Source organism: Clostridium sp. OF09-36, assembly GCF_003481985.1.
Taxonomy (GTDB): domain Bacteria; phylum Bacillota; class Clostridia; order Lachnospirales; family Lachnospiraceae; genus Brotaphodocola.
This window is the reverse complement of sequence record NZ_QUMD01000003.1, coordinates 12,613-28,960: the sequence shown is the minus strand read 5'-3', so window position 1 is coordinate 28,960 and position 16,348 is coordinate 12,613. Positions and strand designations below refer to the sequence as shown.

At 45.5% G+C, this 16,348-nt stretch carries 10 protein-coding genes and 6 pseudogenes; 10 read left to right on the top strand and 6 right to left on the bottom strand.

The genetic code is table 11. The features are described 5' to 3' along the window. The first annotated feature begins 3 nt into the window (after nt 1-3). From erm(B) to DXA97_RS03355, 10 genes and pseudogenes are all read left to right on the top strand, one after another. Nucleotides 4-771 (top strand): 23S rRNA (adenine(2058)-N(6))-methyltransferase Erm(B), encoded by a 768-nt coding sequence (gene erm(B), locus DXA97_RS03410; protein WP_255420040.1) that lies wholly within the window; start codon nt 4-6, stop codon nt 769-771. Then, nucleotides 772-969 (top strand): annotated as a pseudogene (locus tag DXA97_RS03405) (antitoxin); the annotation flags it as partial. Nucleotide 970: 1 nt separating this feature from the next. After that, nucleotides 971-1,118, top strand: a pseudogene (locus tag DXA97_RS21850) (hypothetical protein); the annotation flags it as partial. A gap of 60 nt (nt 1,119-1,178) precedes the next feature. Beyond that, the gene (locus tag DXA97_RS03395; protein ID WP_002304402.1) at nt 1,179-1,724 is read left to right on the top strand and encodes an AAA family ATPase; all 546 of its coding nucleotides are present in this window, start codon (nt 1,179-1,181) and stop codon (nt 1,722-1,724) included. Nucleotides 1,725-2,010: 286 nt separating this feature from the next. Next, a pseudogene (locus tag DXA97_RS21845) lies at nt 2,011-2,314 on the top strand (toxin zeta); the annotation flags it as partial. 503 nt (nt 2,315-2,817) lie between these two features. Continuing rightward, nucleotides 2,818-3,687, top strand: coding sequence for a hypothetical protein (locus tag DXA97_RS03375; RefSeq protein ID WP_002578944.1), 870 nt, complete (start codon nt 2,818-2,820; stop codon nt 3,685-3,687). 19 nt (nt 3,688-3,706) lie between these two features. Continuing rightward, entirely contained in the window at nt 3,707-4,747 is a 1,041-nt protein-coding gene (locus DXA97_RS03370; RefSeq protein ID WP_002304399.1) for a hypothetical protein, read from the top strand. Nucleotides 4,748-4,756: 9 nt separating this feature from the next. Further along, on the top strand, nt 4,757-5,011 hold the full coding sequence (locus tag DXA97_RS03365; RefSeq protein WP_002588965.1) for a hypothetical protein: 255 nt from the start codon (nt 4,757-4,759) through the stop codon (nt 5,009-5,011). A 16-nt stretch (nt 5,012-5,027) separates the two neighbouring features. After that, nucleotides 5,028-5,291 (top strand): DUF1292 domain-containing protein, encoded by a 264-nt coding sequence (locus tag DXA97_RS03360; protein WP_002304397.1) that lies wholly within the window; start codon nt 5,028-5,030, stop codon nt 5,289-5,291. A 49-nt stretch (nt 5,292-5,340) separates the two neighbouring features. After that, nucleotides 5,341-6,210 carry a zinc metalloprotease HtpX gene (locus DXA97_RS03355; protein WP_002588966.1) on the top strand — a complete coding sequence of 290 codons (870 nt, stop codon included), beginning with the start codon at nt 5,341-5,343 and terminating at the stop codon, nt 6,208-6,210. Nucleotides 6,211-6,488: 278 nt separating this feature from the next. On the opposite strand, the pseudogene DXA97_RS03350 reads toward DXA97_RS03355, so the two are convergent. From DXA97_RS03350 to DXA97_RS20675, 6 genes and pseudogenes are all read right to left on the bottom strand, one after another. Continuing rightward, nucleotides 6,489-7,899 (bottom strand): annotated as a pseudogene (locus DXA97_RS03350) (relaxase/mobilization nuclease domain-containing protein). 62 nt (nt 7,900-7,961) lie between these two features. Next, a complete protein-coding gene (locus tag DXA97_RS03345; RefSeq protein WP_002578946.1) occupies nt 7,962-8,246 on the bottom strand; it encodes a hypothetical protein in 285 nt (94 codons plus the stop codon). 116 nt (nt 8,247-8,362) lie between these two features. Next, a complete protein-coding gene (gene mobC, locus DXA97_RS03340) occupies nt 8,363-8,695 on the bottom strand; it encodes a plasmid mobilization relaxosome protein MobC (RefSeq protein ID WP_002578947.1) in 333 nt (110 codons plus the stop codon). Then, nucleotides 8,695-13,520 (bottom strand): annotated as a pseudogene (locus DXA97_RS20685) (SNF2-related protein); the annotation flags it as partial. The pseudogene DXA97_RS20685 and the gene mobC, both read right to left, overlap by 1 nt. A gap of 633 nt (nt 13,521-14,153) precedes the next feature. Further along, nucleotides 14,154-14,258 (bottom strand): annotated as a pseudogene (locus DXA97_RS20680) (LPD11 domain-containing protein); the annotation flags it as partial. 1,640 nt (nt 14,259-15,898) lie between these two features. Beyond that, nucleotides 15,899-16,237 carry a TnpV protein gene (locus DXA97_RS20675; RefSeq protein ID WP_118199520.1) on the bottom strand — a complete coding sequence of 113 codons (339 nt, stop codon included), beginning with the start codon at nt 16,235-16,237 and terminating at the stop codon, nt 15,899-15,901. Between the last annotated feature and the right edge of the window lie 111 nt (nt 16,238-16,348).

The window sequence follows — 16,348 nt, the reverse complement described above, 5'->3', positions numbered from 1 at the left end:
CGAATATTCACAGCAAATAAAAAGGGATATTACATGAACAAAAATATAAAATATTCTCAAAACTTTTTAACGAGTGAAAAAGTACTCAACCAAATAATAAAACAATTGAATTTAAAAGAAACCGATACCGTTTACGAAATTGGAACAGGTAAAGGGCATTTAACGACGAAACTGGCTAAAATAAGTAAACAGGTAACGTCTATTGAATTAGACAGTCATCTATTCAACTTATCGTCAGAAAAATTAAAACTGAATACTCGTGTCACTTTAATTCACCAAGATATTCTACAGTTTCAATTCCCTAACAAACAGAGGTATAAAATTGTTGGGAGTATTCCTTACCATTTAAGCACACAAATTATTAAAAAAGTGGTTTTTGAAAGCCATGCGTCTGACATCTATCTGATTGTTGAAGAAGGATTCTACAAGCGTACCTTGGATATTCACCGAACACTAGGGTTGCTCTTGCACACTCAAGTCTCGATTCAGCAATTGCTTAAGCTGCCAGCGGAATGCTTTCATCCTAAACCAAAAGTAAACAGTGTCTTAATAAAACTTACCCGCCATACCACAGATGTTCCAGATAAATATTGGAAGCTATATACGTACTTTGTTTCAAAATGGGTCAATCGAGAATATCGTCAACTGTTTACTAAAAATCAGTTTCATCAAGCAATGAAACACGCCAAAGTAAACAATTTAAGTACCGTTACTTATGAGCAAGTATTGTCTATTTTTAATAGTTATCTATTATTTAACGGGAGGAAATAATTAAACTATGTTTTGAACCATGAATTAAATAAAAATGACTCTCAATTATTGGAAGTCAATTTATTAAACCAATTAAAGCTTGCAAAACGTGTAAATCTTTTTGATTATTCTTTAGAAGAATTACAAGCCGTTCATGAGTATTGGCGGTCAATGAATCGTTACTCAAAACAAGTTTTGAATAAAGAGAAAGTGGCTTAATATGGCAAATATAGTCAATTTTACTGACAAACAGTTTGAGAATCGCTTAAATGATAATTTAGAAGAATTGGTTCAAGTAAAAAGCGGTTGAATCGCCAACCGCTTTTTTACTTGGTGGGCAATCAGGGTCAGGGAAAACCAGTTTGCGAAGAAGATGATTGAGCAGGCAGGAACAAAGTGATAAATTCAAATTGTGAGGGAAAATACAGATGAATCAAGGAAGAATTATTGTGATTACAGGCTCACCGGGGACAGGAAAAACAACAACTGCGTCAATTGTCGCAAAGGAATCAGATATGGATAAATCAGTGCATATGCACACCGATGACTTTTTTCATTACTTAAGCAAAGGCGCAATACCACCACATTTGCCAGAATCCAACAAGCAAAATCTGGTTGTCATTGAAGCCTTTTTAGAAGCTGCAAAGCGATATGCTCGTGGCGGATATGATGTAATTGTAGATGGGATTGTCGGGCCATGGTTTTTGGAGCCATGGAAAGCTCTTGCCCAAGAAGATTACGAGGTACACTATATTGTATTAAGAGCGAGTAAAAAAGAAACTATGAAGCGAGCTGTGGAACGCTCAAAATTAGATAGAAAAACAAATATTGAATTAGTGGAAACAATGTGGGAGCAATTTTCCGGTTTGGGGATATATGAATCAAATGTCATAGACACAACTACATTCACAATTAAAGATACGGTTTCCGCAATAAAAGAAAGAGTTGCATGTGGGACGTCTTTACTATCTTAGACATTCCCATTTGTCAGGAAGATAGCAAAGCCAGCCGAGCCAGTCAACGGTCAAGATGAACGGCGCATTTCATGCGCCGCCGTTGACAGTCACGCCCGTCTTTGCTAAAAAGTAATCAAGGCGGGAAAGCCCTAAAATGGCTTCCCGCCCATTTCAATTTTTAGAAAAGAAACGCTCCAAAATCAGAAAGAGAGCGTCCAAGCACTTTGAGGGATTGGCCGCCTTGTCCACCCATTCAGCGGGACAGCGGGCGGAGGTCAAGGCCGGGTGTAAACCCGTTCATTTCAGCTTAGAAACCCTTCATAAAACGGGCTTATTTAGCGATATAAGGCTTTATAATAGAGAAGGAGTGAAACTTCTATTCAAGTTTAGAAACGCCTTCCATTAGTCCGAAAGAGACCTTAGAAAGAGAATTAAATCGTAAAGTATCAGGGAAAGAAATTCAACCGACTTTGGAGAGAATAGAGCAAAAAATGGTTCAAAATCAACACCAAGAAACCCCTGAATTTAAAGCAATTCAACAAAAATTGGAAAGCTTGCAGCTACCTACACCACCAATACCCAAAACACCTAAACTTCCAGGACTTTAAACCTTAAAAAAGGAAAAGAGTAGTTACCAAAAAACGGTAACTACTCTTTTTTTATAAAAACCTTTCCTCATGTTTGAAAAGCTGATCGAGAAATAAAGCACACAACGGTATTCTTTCTTTTTTCAGTTGGTACATTTTGCAGTCTGTAACGTGTCATTTACTGTTTGTTACCTTAACATATCCAGTCGAAAACACAAGGGTATATAAACGAGCAAGCTCGCCCTTGTGTTTTCTTTGTGTCTATGTTGCGTTCTCGTCACAGCAAACGACACGAACACACTGGCGAAAATGAACCAACAAAACGAAAAAAGAAAGGAGCGTATACTTCACAGACGGTGTTAAGGATACTTACCAGATGAAACCGTACATTGCACCGACCGCTGCTGAGTTGGAACAATTTCTTTCCTCTCTAAATTAAATCTTGCCGAAGCAGTGATGTGTCAGACTTTCCTGACACATCGCCGCTTTGCACTTCACAAAATCCGCTGCCAGGAGGTGATGAAATGAGTATGGTAAATGCTGACTCCGTTCAGCTATTCGCAATGCTGAAAAAAATGCAGGATTCCATTTCCTCCATCGAAACTACCAAAAAATCTGTAAAGATGAAATATGAACAGTTAGGTGCTGGATGGCAAGATAAAAAATACAACGAGTTGGGCGTGGTTGTAAGAGACTGCAACAAGGCTCTCAATGACATATTGGTAATTATGCTTCAAGCAGAAAAATATGTGGCTTTACTCGCCAAGAGCCTTAGTGAATACGAAAGTGTTCAACTAGGATCTACAAATGGAATATCTGCAAGCACACCTCAGACCAGTAGTTTTGCTGTTACACCATCAAGTGCAGATACAACCACCTTTGAGTCAAATACCTTTGGTTCTAATCTTGCATTTGTTCAAGACAGACTATCAGCTGAACGATATTTTTCCCGTGGAAATCACTATGAAGAATATCGAGATTATTGGGAGAACGGGAACTATACCTTTTCTCGAAATGAAAATCCAGAACTCGTATACGTTAGAGCAAGGGATATTGAAGGAGTTTATCTCAGTGACCGAGAACTTGGGAACCCGGAAGGATTTTGGACACGGAATGGTCGAGAGGGATGGTCGAGAGAAAACATTCTAAGGCGAGCTTCGCACATCCAAGATGTTCGTCAAAATACTGAGTCAGGAATGTCTTTGGATGAGCTTTCACAAAACCCAGTGTTAGATGATACCATTCGTAGCTATTACAATAATCCTGTCCAGGTTGCGCAGGTAGGTTCTTATTATGTATTTCAGAGTGATGGGCGACATCGAACACTTGCAGCTCAATCGCTTGATACATATATCCCGGTTTTAGTAACAGGTAGCTACACTCGAAATGATTAACAAATGAGGAGGTGAGTGTTTGAGCAACGTAAATGCTGATGCAACTCAATTACTGACAATACTGAAAAATATGCGGACCTCCATTTCTTCTATCGAAACTACAAGAAGTTCTGTGAAGATGAAATATCAGCAATTGGGAATTGGATGGAATGACAAGAAGTACGATGAGCTGGGAACTATCGTAAAAGATTGCAACAAAGCCCTGAATGATATTTTACAGATTATGCTTCAGGCCGAAAAATACGTTGCTTCACTTGCCAAAAGTGTACAAGAATATGATAATGTTAATTTGGACACTCCTTCTGCACGAAATTCTTTCCTCCAGGGTCTGCAAACACCTAATGTTGGTAATTCGTCTTATCAGTATTGCCTTGGCGTGCTAACCCAAGGTAGCACACCAGACGGATATATCGCTGTTATATCACAACGCCATGAAAATGCAGAGCAGAATGTCAGAGAAGTGTTTGACCATTTCGCTGGTAAACTGATGATACAAGATTCTGAATATCCACCGGATCAGACAGCACATTACTCACCGGGAAATTATATAGGGCATTCACGAGGAGTCTACTACAATGCAGCTTCTGATATGACAAATCCAAGAGGTGCAGGAACAACTTATTTCCACGAGCTTGCTCACATGATCGACCATGCTTCGTGCAACTATCGGAGCAATCTATCCAATACTCCAGAATTTGCTGAGGCACTGGTTGAGGACGGACAAAGAATCCTGAGCTTATATAACAATCTTCCAGTGGAAAAGCAAACTGCTTTTCTGACCCGTATTAGGCAGGATTCAGCTCACTCCTTCTCGGACTTAATTGATGCGACAACAAATGGTCAATTGCACGGAAATTATGGTCACTCAAGGAACTATTGGACGAGACCGGGCAATCTACAAGCAGAAGCCTTTGCCCACTTTTTTGAAGCGTCTATGGGAGACCAAGGCAAATTAGAGCTATTAGCAAATTTCTTTCCTACAGCGTTTGGTATTTTTTCTTCAATGATTGATTCTATTAGACCAGATAATCATGTTAGGGTCTTGAGCAGAGAAAGGTAGGTGCATACAATGGACAAAAACAAGAGCGTTGCAGATTTTATGAATAGCTTCCTTAATACACCTGAACCGAAAATTGATAATGAGTATTATGAAATCGAAGAACAGTATTTTCGGCAATTCGGTCATGGTGTCCCAAGGGAAATGTTGCCTGATAGCATTTCAACGGAACAAATTAAACAAGCCATGAAAAAATGCATTCTTTCCAAAAAGGATAATCTCTTTGAACTATTAGGCATCATTATCAACGATAATTATTTATATTAAGAAAAGGAACGACGACATGGATGAAGACAACATTATAACTTTGAATGATGAGAATGGGAACGAAGTTGAATTTGAATTTCTTGACTTAATACCGTATCGCCAGAACGAATATGTTGTCCTGCTTCCTATTGGAGATTCGGATGGGCAAGTTGTTATTTTGCAGCTGAAAGAAATTGACGATGAAACAGAAGAATATGTTGGTGTTGAAAACGAATTTGTGTTAGAGACTGTCTTTGCTCTGTTCAAAGAGCGAAACAAAGATTTCTTTACATTTGAGTAATTAAACAATGCAAGCTCAAACCAACAACACGATAAAAGGGGGGTGCATTATGGATATTTGGCATCGTGTAGGCAGAATTGTTCGCTTCTCAAACTTAGGAACTCTTCTGTTCTTTACTCTTAATATTCTGCTGATTGTTGCTGTGTTCGGTTCGTCAGGAAGCATTGTTGAACTGATTTGTATTTACTTTTTCACAGTAGCTATCAGCTTATCCCCATTAGGCGAAATGTGCCTGGCTGCCTTCGCAGGAGCAAGCGATATAAAAAGAGTAGATATAAAACTTCGAGTTGTCCCGCTGGTTCAATATGTTTTAGATAAAGCAAAAGAGAACACATCATACTGTCCTAAAAAAGTGAAAGTGAAGATTATCCATGATCCTGCTCCAAATGCATTTGCTCTAGGTAGGCAAACACTATGCATAACTGACGGATTGCTTTTACTCTCCGATGATATGATACTTGGAATTCTCGCCCATGAGATCGGACATCTCTCATACGGACATACTGTTATCCAATTATTGATTGGCGGGGGCAATATATTTATATCCGGGTGCCTCCTGTTAATCAAAATATCCTACTGGATTTTTTCTGCAATCATGGGGCTGTTCGCAATATGCTCTCGTAGTGGTGTAATGGGTATAATTACCGCAGTTTTCGCAGGAATATCAACAGCACTTTCTTGGTTATGGGTAAAGTTCTGTATGCTTTTTCTGATGTGGTCTATGAGACAAAATGAGTATCTGGCTGATGAATTTGCTTATAAAATTGGTTTTGGTCTTGAATTAGCGACGGTATTAGACCAACATATCTCAGATGTTCCGCATGATGGTTTTCTCAGTGCAATATACTCAACTCATCCATGCAACGATGATAGGGTTGCAGCATTGCAAAATTTAGGTGTACCCTATTCTCGATACTAAATTCATAATCTCACAAATTGGCAAGCAGTGTAAACCTGTACAGGTTCACTCATTTTCTCGATTTTCCCTTCGGTGCAATCTTCGCAAATTTGCTTGTTGGGGAAGCATCCCCAATCCCCTTTGAACATCATCTGCCGATGATGGCTACACGATTTTCAATCGTTTCTCAAAGAACAGTAGAATAAAAATTTGCCCATGGTTGAAAGCACCGAAATCGAAAAGCAAAAAAGCAGCCACGATCCGCACCCTTTGGGGAGTGCAGACCGTGGCTTTTTGCTTTAACGGAAGTTCTTCTTTTCCTCTTTCTCTTTCTCTTTTTCCTGCTCTTTCTGCCTGTCGATATTCAAAATCGTTTCAACCGTCCGTTTGGCAATCAGCAGTTCTTCTTTCTCTTTTCTGATCTGACGGTACTCAGCGTAGTCCTGCTTTTTCTGGACTGCCAGCTGATGAAACTCCTCATACAATGATTGCATGGACGGGAGCTTTGTAATCTGCAATTCATCAAAGGCTTGCTTCGCCGCTTTATGAATTGTGATTTCCTGACGGTGTTCTTCAAAGAATTTTTTGCTATATCCAGACTTGCGGTACTCGATATAAATTTGCCTTGTGTTGCGATAATTTTTGATGTGCTGCTGCAACGCCTGAACCTCAACCATACGTTTCTCTGCGACCTTGATAGAATCAGAAAGCGCATCGAACCGGGCAGACAGATTTTCAATATGAGCAGTCAGATCGTCGTAGTTGCCCAAGCCTTTTTCTTTCAGTAGGATTACCGTTCGGGCAGCTTCTTTTCGGTTGAACTTCTTCGCCCACTTTTCATAACCGACCGTCTTGCCCTCGGCCATCTTTGCCTGAATATCAATCAGCATCTGGAACTGCTCGGGGCAGGAGCTTGGCAGAGCCGCCTTTTGATTTGTGCAGGTTCTTGCCGGAGATAACCGCTTGAATTTCCTCTTTGCTATATCCTTCGCCCAGGGAACGCAGCCGAATGAAACGCTTCTGATTCTCGCCCTTGAACGCAGGCTGCTTTCCATCCTTGAACTCAAATCCCATGTCAGCCAGAGCCTGAACAAAGCCATCAAAGCTCTTTGGTTTCTGCTTCAGCACCGCATCAATCGCATCACATAATTCGTCACGCTGGGTACGCTTCTTGGGATAAACAGTTCTTTTCTGGCGCTCCCGATACGGCTTCGGTGTAATAATGGACAGCCCGTGTTCCAGGCAAACCATATCACTGAGTCTTTGCACCGCCAGACCGGAAAGAAAGAAGTTTTTGAATTTCCGTGTGGCATCCAGCGAGGTCGAATTATAAATGATATGATTGTGAATGTGGGATTTGTCGATGTGGGTCGCAACGATGAAAGCGTGTTTTCCCTTTGTCCATCGCATCGCTGTTTCATAGCCGACTTGGTTCGCTTCTTCCGGGGTGATTTCTCCCGGCTTAAAGGACTGGCGTATCTGGTATGCGATGATATTGTTCTTCTGCTGTCTGCCGGTAATATGCTGATACTGCCGTTTGGAAAGCAGAAATTCCTCATCTGCTGTCTTTGGATCACACTCATAGGAACTGATAAATTCGCCATCATTGGTTTTTGCGGCATTTTGTGAGTAGTCGGTTCTGTCTGCCAAACATTGAGCGACCGTCTTTCCCTTATTCACATGGAGTGCAATCAATCTTGTCGCTGCCATTCCCATCACTTCCTTCCCAAAAAGAAAAAGCCACCGGTCGGTGACTTTTCTCTGATATTATCTTATGACCTGATAAATGCTCCCAGACTTTCTCCAATATTCTCGACTTTCATAACAGCCCAGACGAGCAAGAACACCGCTGCTATTGTCGCAATTCCAAGAACCACAAGAATAAGCAGGGACTGCCACAAAGCCTTTACAATGCAGTAAATCGCAGATCCGCCAATGACCAAGAGCAATAAACCAATTACATAGGACACAACATTTGTAAGCAGATTTCCAAGAATGCAAATCACTTTTACAACGAACAGCACCGGCAGTGCCAATATCTTCAATACCAGCTTCATAGGCTCAACCCCTTTCTTTTAATTATATTGTACAAGGGTATCTGCCATAACGCAATGATGTCAACCCTTATGTAAAAGCCGCAGCCGAAACTGCGACTTCCCAACAAGTTGTCGGATTACTGGATTGAGGACAGGCGAACAAGAACTTCTCTCATGTCCGTCCAGATCTCCTCCAGCCGTTTTTGCAAATCCTCAATGTCAGCACGATAGATGCTGCCTGTTTCGTTCGCTCGCTTTGCGTACTGGTTCAGGTTGTTGGAGCAGATTCGCAGGAGCGAAACCAGGGCTTTCACATCCTGCAAATCCAGTCTGATACAGTAACCATCCAGAGCCATTTTCCGCAGATAGGCTCCCATGCTGCGGATGCCAAGCTCGTCCATCTTCTCATGGATTCGCTCGACCTCCTCCTTGGATGCAAGGAAATGAACATCCTGATCTCGCTTTGCCATTACAACACCTCCTCACGGGTTTCAGAGTATTTTGCAGGCGGGATATGCTCCGCTTTGGATTTCAGATCAGCCAACACAGAAGGACGCTCTGACTCGCTTCTTTCGTCACGATTTTCCACAGAGTCCTCCATATTCAGGGCTGCATCCAGTTCTGCCAGTCGCTGACTTTTGGCTGTCAGCTCTGCTTCCTGCGGGAACGGTTTTCCAACCTCCGCCTTGGCTGCTTCCTGCTGATTGTAGAGATTATTCAACTGCTCATTGGCTCGTTCTAAGCGCTCAAGGATGCCTGCAAGGGCATTGTCCAGTCGGGTGATATTTCCTCGTGCGTCCGTTCCAAGGGCTACTCTGTGGCTCACAGCGCCCTTCAGGGTCACATCGAACTCGTTCCGGAAACTGTCAAACGAAAGCTCCATCTGAAAGCCACGGTAACTGCCAAGAGGAACCGGATCGGCACTTTTCGTGTCCTTACAAGCCGCAAGGAGGATTTCACCGGCATCTGCCTTTTCGGTGTAGGCTTTGCCCATGATTTCCATGCCGCAAAAGCCATCGGCAATCTGCGGGTGTGCTTCCACGGTTTTAATATCAGCTTCAAAGCCATGAATATAGCCTGTCTGCTTTTCAATCTCAGCCGGGAAGTATTTCAGAAGCTTATCTTCCATACGGTACTGCTGGCTCTGGTGGTCAGCTTTCAGCACCTTCAGCCTTGCCACATCAATGTCCAAGTCCATCTTTTCCTTGATAAGCGGATTGCCGGCACACAGCGCCTTGATCTCCGCATAGGACAGCGCCTGCTCATCCACATCGTCACAGGAGCGAACCGGTGATTTGGAGGTCATAATCTGAGAAATAAACTTCTGCTTGTTTTCCAAGGTCTGATACAGGTAGGCATCGAAGGTTCCCTCGGTCACATACTGATACACCTGAACCTCTTTGTTCCGGTTGCCCTGACGGATGATACGACCGTTTCTCTGGGTCATATCAGACGGACGCCAACCCACATCCAAGTGGTGAACTGCCACCAATTTGTCCTGGACGTTGGTTCCTGCACCCATCTTTTGCGTACTGCCAAGAAGCACTCGCACCTGCCCGGTACGAACCTTGGCAAAGAGGTCTTTTTTCTTTGCCTCGGTATCTGCATCATGGATAAAGGCAACTTCTTCCGCAGGCACACCGTTTGCAATCAGCTTGGTTTTGACATCATCATAGACATTGAAGGTTCCATCATTTTTCGGTGTGCTAAGGTCGCAGAACACCAACTGGGTCAATTTGTCAGCCTGACCGTCCTGCCAGATACGCAGGATATTTCCCACGCAGGCATTGAGCTTGCTGTCAGGGTCATCGGGTAACAGGGTGTTCATTAGCCGCTGATCCAGTCCCAATTTTCGTCCGTCGCTGGTAATCTTGAGCATATTATCGACGGACGGGTCTACAATACCGGCATGAACATCTGCTGCTCTCTCTGAAAGGGAAGCCACCATATCCTTCTGGTACTCAGAGGGCTGAACCACAACCGTTTCAAACTTTGCTTCGGGAACAGGGAGATGCAACTGGTCAGAGGTCTTGATGTCGGCAACCTCCTTGAACATATTCATCAGTTCAGGCAGGTTGAAGAACTTCGCAAATCGGGTTCTGGCACGATAGCCGGTTCCCTCCGGTGCAAGCTCAATCGCAGTTGTTGTTTCTCCGAAGGTCGATGCCCAGGAATCAAAATGGGTCAGGTTCTTTTGCTGGAGCGTACTGTACTGGAGATAGCGCATGACCGTATAAAGCTCGGTCATCGAGTTACTTACTGGAGTACCGGTTGCAAAGATCACACCACGCCCGCCGGTCAGCTCATCCATATAGCGGCACTTCATAAACATATCCGAAGATTTCTGGGCTTCGGAGGTGGACAGACCTGCCACATTTCGCATTTTTGTGTAGAGGAACAAATTCTTGAACGCATGGCTTTCGTCCACAAACAGCCGGTCTACACCCAACTGCTCAAAGGTAATGACATCATCTTTCTTGTCAGCGGCAAGGAGCTTGTCCAGTCTGGCTTCCAATGATTTTCGTGTTTTCTCCATCTGCTTGATCGTGAAGTTTTCGCCACGCTGCCATTTCAGCTCCGCAATCGCACCCTCGATCTCATCAATCTGCTCCCGCAGCTGCCGTTCCTGTCGTTCGGCAGAAAGCGGGATTTTTTCAAACTGGCTGTGACCGATGATGACTGCATCATAGTCACCCGTTGCGATACGAGCGCAGAACTTCTTACGGTTTGCTGTTTCAAAATCCTTCTTGGTGGCAACAAGGAGCTTGGCACTCGGATAGAGGTGCAGGAACTCGTTTGCCCACTGTAAGGTCAAGTGATTCGGCACAACGAACAGGGATTTCTGGCTCAATCCAAGCCGTTTACTCTCCATAGCCGATGCAGCCATCTCGAAGGTCTTGCCCGCACCAACTTCGTGTGCAAGCAGCGTATTTCCACCATATAGCACATGAGCGATAGCATTTCTCTGGTGTTCACGGAGGGTAATATCCGGGTTCATGCCGCCGAAACGGATATGAGAGCCATCATACTCACGAGGTCTGGTGGAGTTAAAAAGTTCGTTGTACTTGGTGGAAAGGGTTTCTCGTCTGTGCGGATCTCTCCAAATCCAATCTCGGAACGCATCCTTGATTGCCTGCTGTTTCTGCTGTGCCAGGGTAGTTTCTTTTTTATTGAGGACACGCTTCTGCTTACCATCTGCATCTTCAATCGTATCATAGATACGAATATCCTTCAGATTCAGCGTTTCCTCCAGAATCCGATATGCGTTGCTCGCTCTGTACCGTAGGTGACATACGCCGCCACATCGTTGTAGTTGGGAGAACTCTTACCGTTGATGCGCCACTCTGCGGTCAGCTCGGAGAACTTGACCTCAATGGAACGGCGCAAGTAATACGGCGTTTCAAAGGTTTCCTCCATGAACTGCTGAATATAATCGGCATCAATCCATGTTGCACCCAAACGCACATCAATCTCGGACGCATCCAAGTCCTTCGGCTGTGCTTTCTGCAAGGCTTCCACATTGATGTGGAAGGAAGAATCCCTGTCTGCCGCCATCTGTGCGACACGCAGCTTGCTTCTTACATCACCGGAAAGGTAATCATCGGCAGTCTGCCATCCAACTTCCACAGCATCGGGAGCCATCGGGTCTTTGAAGATCACCCCTCGAAGCTCTGCCTGAATCGCATCGTATTCTCCAGGTGTTCCAAGCAGCTGTGCCATAAACGGCAAATCCACCTTGCCACGCTCACCGATAGAGATTGCCAGAGCTTCGGACGGCGTATCCACGCTCGTCACTCTGCGTTCCGGCTTGATGGTTCGCTTGGTGAACATATCCGCCTTGCTTTTCAGATTGCCGTCCTCATCCACATTTTCCAGAGAACACAGGAGATAGTAGGAGGAATCGTCAGCAAATGCCTGACCATTGGCTCGATTATTGATAAGCCCGTTCTTTGCGGCAAACGCATCGTAGGCATCATTCAGTTCTGCCTGTTTCTGAGTAATCATTTCATCCGGGTAATCCTCAAGCTGATATTCGATCAGCTCGTTGACGATACCACGAAGTTCCACCATGCCCATCACACGGTCTTTTGCTTTCTCATTCAGGTCTACACGGCGCATCAGGGAGTTTTCACGGAAGTACACATTGCCATCCACCACGGTATAAGAGAAATTCTTTACATCCGGGGTTGCAGGAATGGTTTCGATTTCCTTACCCTTGTCAGCTTCGGGAAGCTCCACAGCCTGATAGGTTCCTTGGATGTGGGAAACTGCTTCTTTCAGAAGTTCGGACAGTTCCATGCCCTCAATGGGACGCACTGTAATGTCCATGCCGTAGGCGGTACTTTCTTCCACCGTATCGCCCAGAACCATTTCAGGATGAGCGACAAAGTAGCTGTTCATGGTGTGTCCTTCTTCGGTGCGGTCAAGGTTTACCCATTCCGGTACAATGTCAATCGGATGGTCACGCTTTTGCAGGAACAGGATGTCGGACACGACTTCCGTGCCTGCGTTTTTCTTAAAGGCATCGTTTGGCAGACGGATTGCACCAAGCAGTTCCGCCCTCTGCGCCATATATCGCCTTGCGTCAGAGTTCTTGGAATCCATGGTGTAACGGCTTGTCACAAAAGCGACCACACCACCGGGACGAACCTGATCCAAAGCCTTGGCAAAGAAATAGTTGTGAATGGAGAATCCCAGCTTGTCATACGGCTTGTCGGACACTTTGTAGTTGCCGAAAGGGACATTACCCACAGCCAGATCGTAAAAGTCTCGGCGGTCTGTCGTTTCAAAACCGGCTACTTTGATTTCTGCGTTGGGATAGAGCTTCTGAGCAATTCTGCCGGTGATGGAATCCAGTTCCACACCATACAAACGGCTGCTCTGCATTTCAGGAGGGAGCATACCAAAGAAGTTGCCGATACCCATAGCAGGCTCCAGAATATTTCCTGTTTCAAAGCCCATCTGTCCGACCGCATCGTAGATGGAGCGAATGACCGTAGGGCTGGTGTAATGTGCGTTCAGGGTGGAAGCTCTTGCCGCAGCATATTCATCTTCGGAAAGCAGGTTTTTCAGTGTCTGATACTCCTTCGCCCAATTTCCCTTGTCCGGGTCAAAGGCATCTGCCAGACCGCCCCAACCGACATAATTCGACAAAATCTCCTGTTCTTCGGTAGTGGCGTTCCTGTTCTCGCTTTCCAGTTTGAACAGAGTTTCAATGGCTGCGATGTTTCTTGCGAATTTCTGCTTCGGTCCACCTTCACCGATGTTGTCATCCGTGATGTGGAAGTTCACCGCAGGAACAGGTGGGATTTCTCTGGTGGTGATGGACTGCTCAAGCTGAGCGATAATGTCCATGACTTCGGCATTCTGCCATCCGTCCACCTGGGCATAATCCTGAATGATGGTGTCCTTTCCATCTACGCACTGTACGAAGTCCAGACTACCCGGCAGATCTCTGGTATTCATTGCACCCAGGGCTTTTCTCTGCGTGTCAGGAAGTGCATAGTAGGCTCGCAGGGCATCATCAAAGGAACTGTATTCCTTGATGTCCAGCGCACCCCGCTTCTGAATGTCCTCGGCAACATAAAAATGATCGATGAAGTGTTCCGGTTCCTGCTGTTCGGGTTCCGCACTGGCTCTGACCTGTGCGTGTGCCTTTTCGTCAGGGTAGTCCCCATAGATACGGATGCACTTATGCTCCTGCTGATCGTAAACGGCAGCACCATCGTACTTGAATCCGTCATCCTCCATGGTTCCGTCCACATAGCCCTGGGCAGCTTTTTCCGCTTCTTCCAGAGTGTAGTAGTCCAGTTTATCATCGAAGCCGTTTTCAAAGTGATGGTAGGCGGCAACCAGATAGCGGGGAGCCATGCGCTCCTCGTAGCTGTTAATCATCTCAGGTGTCAGCCATTCTGGTTTGTCGGGAATCATTTCATACAGCTCACGCATCTTGGCAATCTGTGCATGGCGGTTGCCTGCCCACAGATGCTTTTCGCTGTGCTGTCCTGCACCAAGGAAGTATTCGCAGTCCATACGCAGACGGTCTAACAGCTGATACTCAGGGGTGTAGTCCCTCGGTTCGGTTTTGCCCAGAAAATCCTCTGTAACGGGCTTTTCTTCGGTTTGGGCATCAACCCTTACCGCATGGTTTCTTTCGTCCTGAGAGAGCATACGCTCGAAATTCTCACGATTCTCGGCACGGAAGATGGGATAAGCAAGCGTAGGGTCACGCAGCTGAACTTCTCTGTCCGTGATCTGCTCCACACGGAAAGCTGTATCGTCCAGATATACCGTGTCACCGACCTGATAATTCCATTTCGGTTCCTCGGAAGCAGATGCTTCCACAACTTCGGCAGGCTCTGCCACAGGCGCTTCTGGCTGAACCGACTCCATCGCAGCTACGGACTGACGAACTTCCTCCAAATAGTCATTGGCAAGCCATTCGTCCGTGAAGTATTCCGTAACGCCTTCCGGGTCTACATAGTAGTCATCGGTCTGATTATCCCAGATCGCATACTCGCCATCCTCGGTATCAATCACTGCGAAACGGTCATAAACATCTTCCAACGGATCAGTTTTAGCTTCTTCGATAGCCTGTCGTTCCGCTTCTTCCTCCGGGCTGAGGTAGCGTCCCTTTCGTATCAGACCGTCGATTCTCTGCACCACCTGCGCCCAGGACATCTGCAATTTATCGCAACCGCTCTTGGTGTAAGCAACACCCTTGGCATCGTGATCCTGACCGCTGTGCGTTGCACCAGAGCAGGCATGGGAATGACCACCGGTTCCGTATTCATGCTTCAGGAAGTCCATCTTTTCCTTGGCAGAATGATTCTCCTGCCAGTAGTTATAAATACGGGCTTTACCACCGGAAAAGCCGCTTCCACGGGTCAAGTCTGCATTGACTTCATCATCCGTAATGAACTGGCGGACAAGGGGCATCTGCATCATATCGGTCTGATACTCACGCAAAGGCATATTCAACTCATACAGCTGTTTCTGAATGAGATTCAGCTTGTGATAGTGAAAACGAAGCAGATCGGGATTTTCCGCAAGGGTTTTTCTAAATTCCGAATACTGCTGTACCAAGGTTGCGTGGAAACGAGGGTCATCCAACTTTTCAGCCAAGTCTGCGGTTTCGTCAGGGAAACCACGAAACGGTTCCTGATGAAGAATTGCCAGATAGTTGCTGGAACGGGCTTCTTCACTCAAATCGTGATAAAGATGCCACAGGGATTCTGCCAACTTCTGACGCTCATATCCGGATGCTTCTACCAGTTCCACATTAGTTGCGAACCGACCATTTTCAAGCAGTTCTCCAATGCGCTCGGCAACCGTTTCCCAAGAAACGATCTGCGCTCTGGGGCTGTCAATGGCAGAGGAACCTTTGGCAAGGTGGATACCGTCCTCGGCATACCACGCACAGATATTCCCGCTATCTTCTTTCAGACCATAGCCGCCGTGATAGACCTGCTTTAAGGTCTGAACGATTTCTTCCAACGGCTTCTGCTTCATATATTCCAGCGCTACGACTTTTCGGGCTTCATCGGTATTGCTACCAAGCAGAAGGAAGTGGTCGATTTCTTCCTGGGCAAAAGAAAAAGCAGAGGGCGTAAAGCTCTCTGCTCGGTCGATAAAACTGATTTGTTCATTTTCGGAGAGGAAAAGGTTCAGACTCAGCTGTTGATAAGCTCCGTCATCACGACTTCCTCCGCCTGTGCTTTCAGGCTGTTCATGTGCTGCACCCACGCCATCTGCTGCGTTTCCTTGTCCGGTGCGGGGCTGTCCTTCAGGTACTGCTCCATCAGAAACTCCACTCTGGCTTTCGCTGTTTCCTCGATCTCCCACAGGTGCGGGAACAGGCTCTCCGTCAGAATCATGTCGTTCAGGAGCATCGGATTGTTCTGTTCCAAAAATGCTCGACGCATCCTGCCGTACTTGCCCAGAGGTTTCTCTCCCTCGTTCTCCAACTGAAGGTTCGGAATCTGATAATCTCCGGCCTGTCTGTAAGTCATCTCGCTCATAATCTGTACTCCTTTCGGTAGCTTTAATCTGCTCATGTTCTCCAATCGCTTTTTCGATTTCCTGAAGCATCCTTGTGCTGATGGCATTCACCGCAGTACCAA

Coding starts and splice junctions, on each gene's coding strand:
- DXA97_RS03395 (WP_002304402.1), top strand. CDS start 1,179: ATGAATCAAGGAAGAATTATTGTGATTACAGGCTCACCGGGGACAGGA.
- DXA97_RS03375 (WP_002578944.1), top strand. CDS start 2,818: ATGAGTATGGTAAATGCTGACTCCGTTCAGCTATTCGCAATGCTGAAA.
- DXA97_RS03365 (WP_002588965.1), top strand. CDS start 4,757: ATGGACAAAAACAAGAGCGTTGCAGATTTTATGAATAGCTTCCTTAAT.
- DXA97_RS03360 (WP_002304397.1), top strand. CDS start 5,028: ATGGATGAAGACAACATTATAACTTTGAATGATGAGAATGGGAACGAA.
- DXA97_RS03355 (WP_002588966.1), top strand. CDS start 5,341: ATGGATATTTGGCATCGTGTAGGCAGAATTGTTCGCTTCTCAAACTTA.
- DXA97_RS03345 (WP_002578946.1), bottom strand. CDS start 8,246: ATGAAGCTGGTATTGAAGATATTGGCACTGCCGGTGCTGTTCGTTGTA.
- mobC (WP_002578947.1), bottom strand. CDS start 8,695: ATGGCAAAGCGAGATCAGGATGTTCATTTCCTTGCATCCAAGGAGGAG.
- DXA97_RS20675 (WP_118199520.1), bottom strand. CDS start 16,237: ATGACTTACAGACAGGCCGGAGATTATCAGATTCCGAACCTTCAGTTG.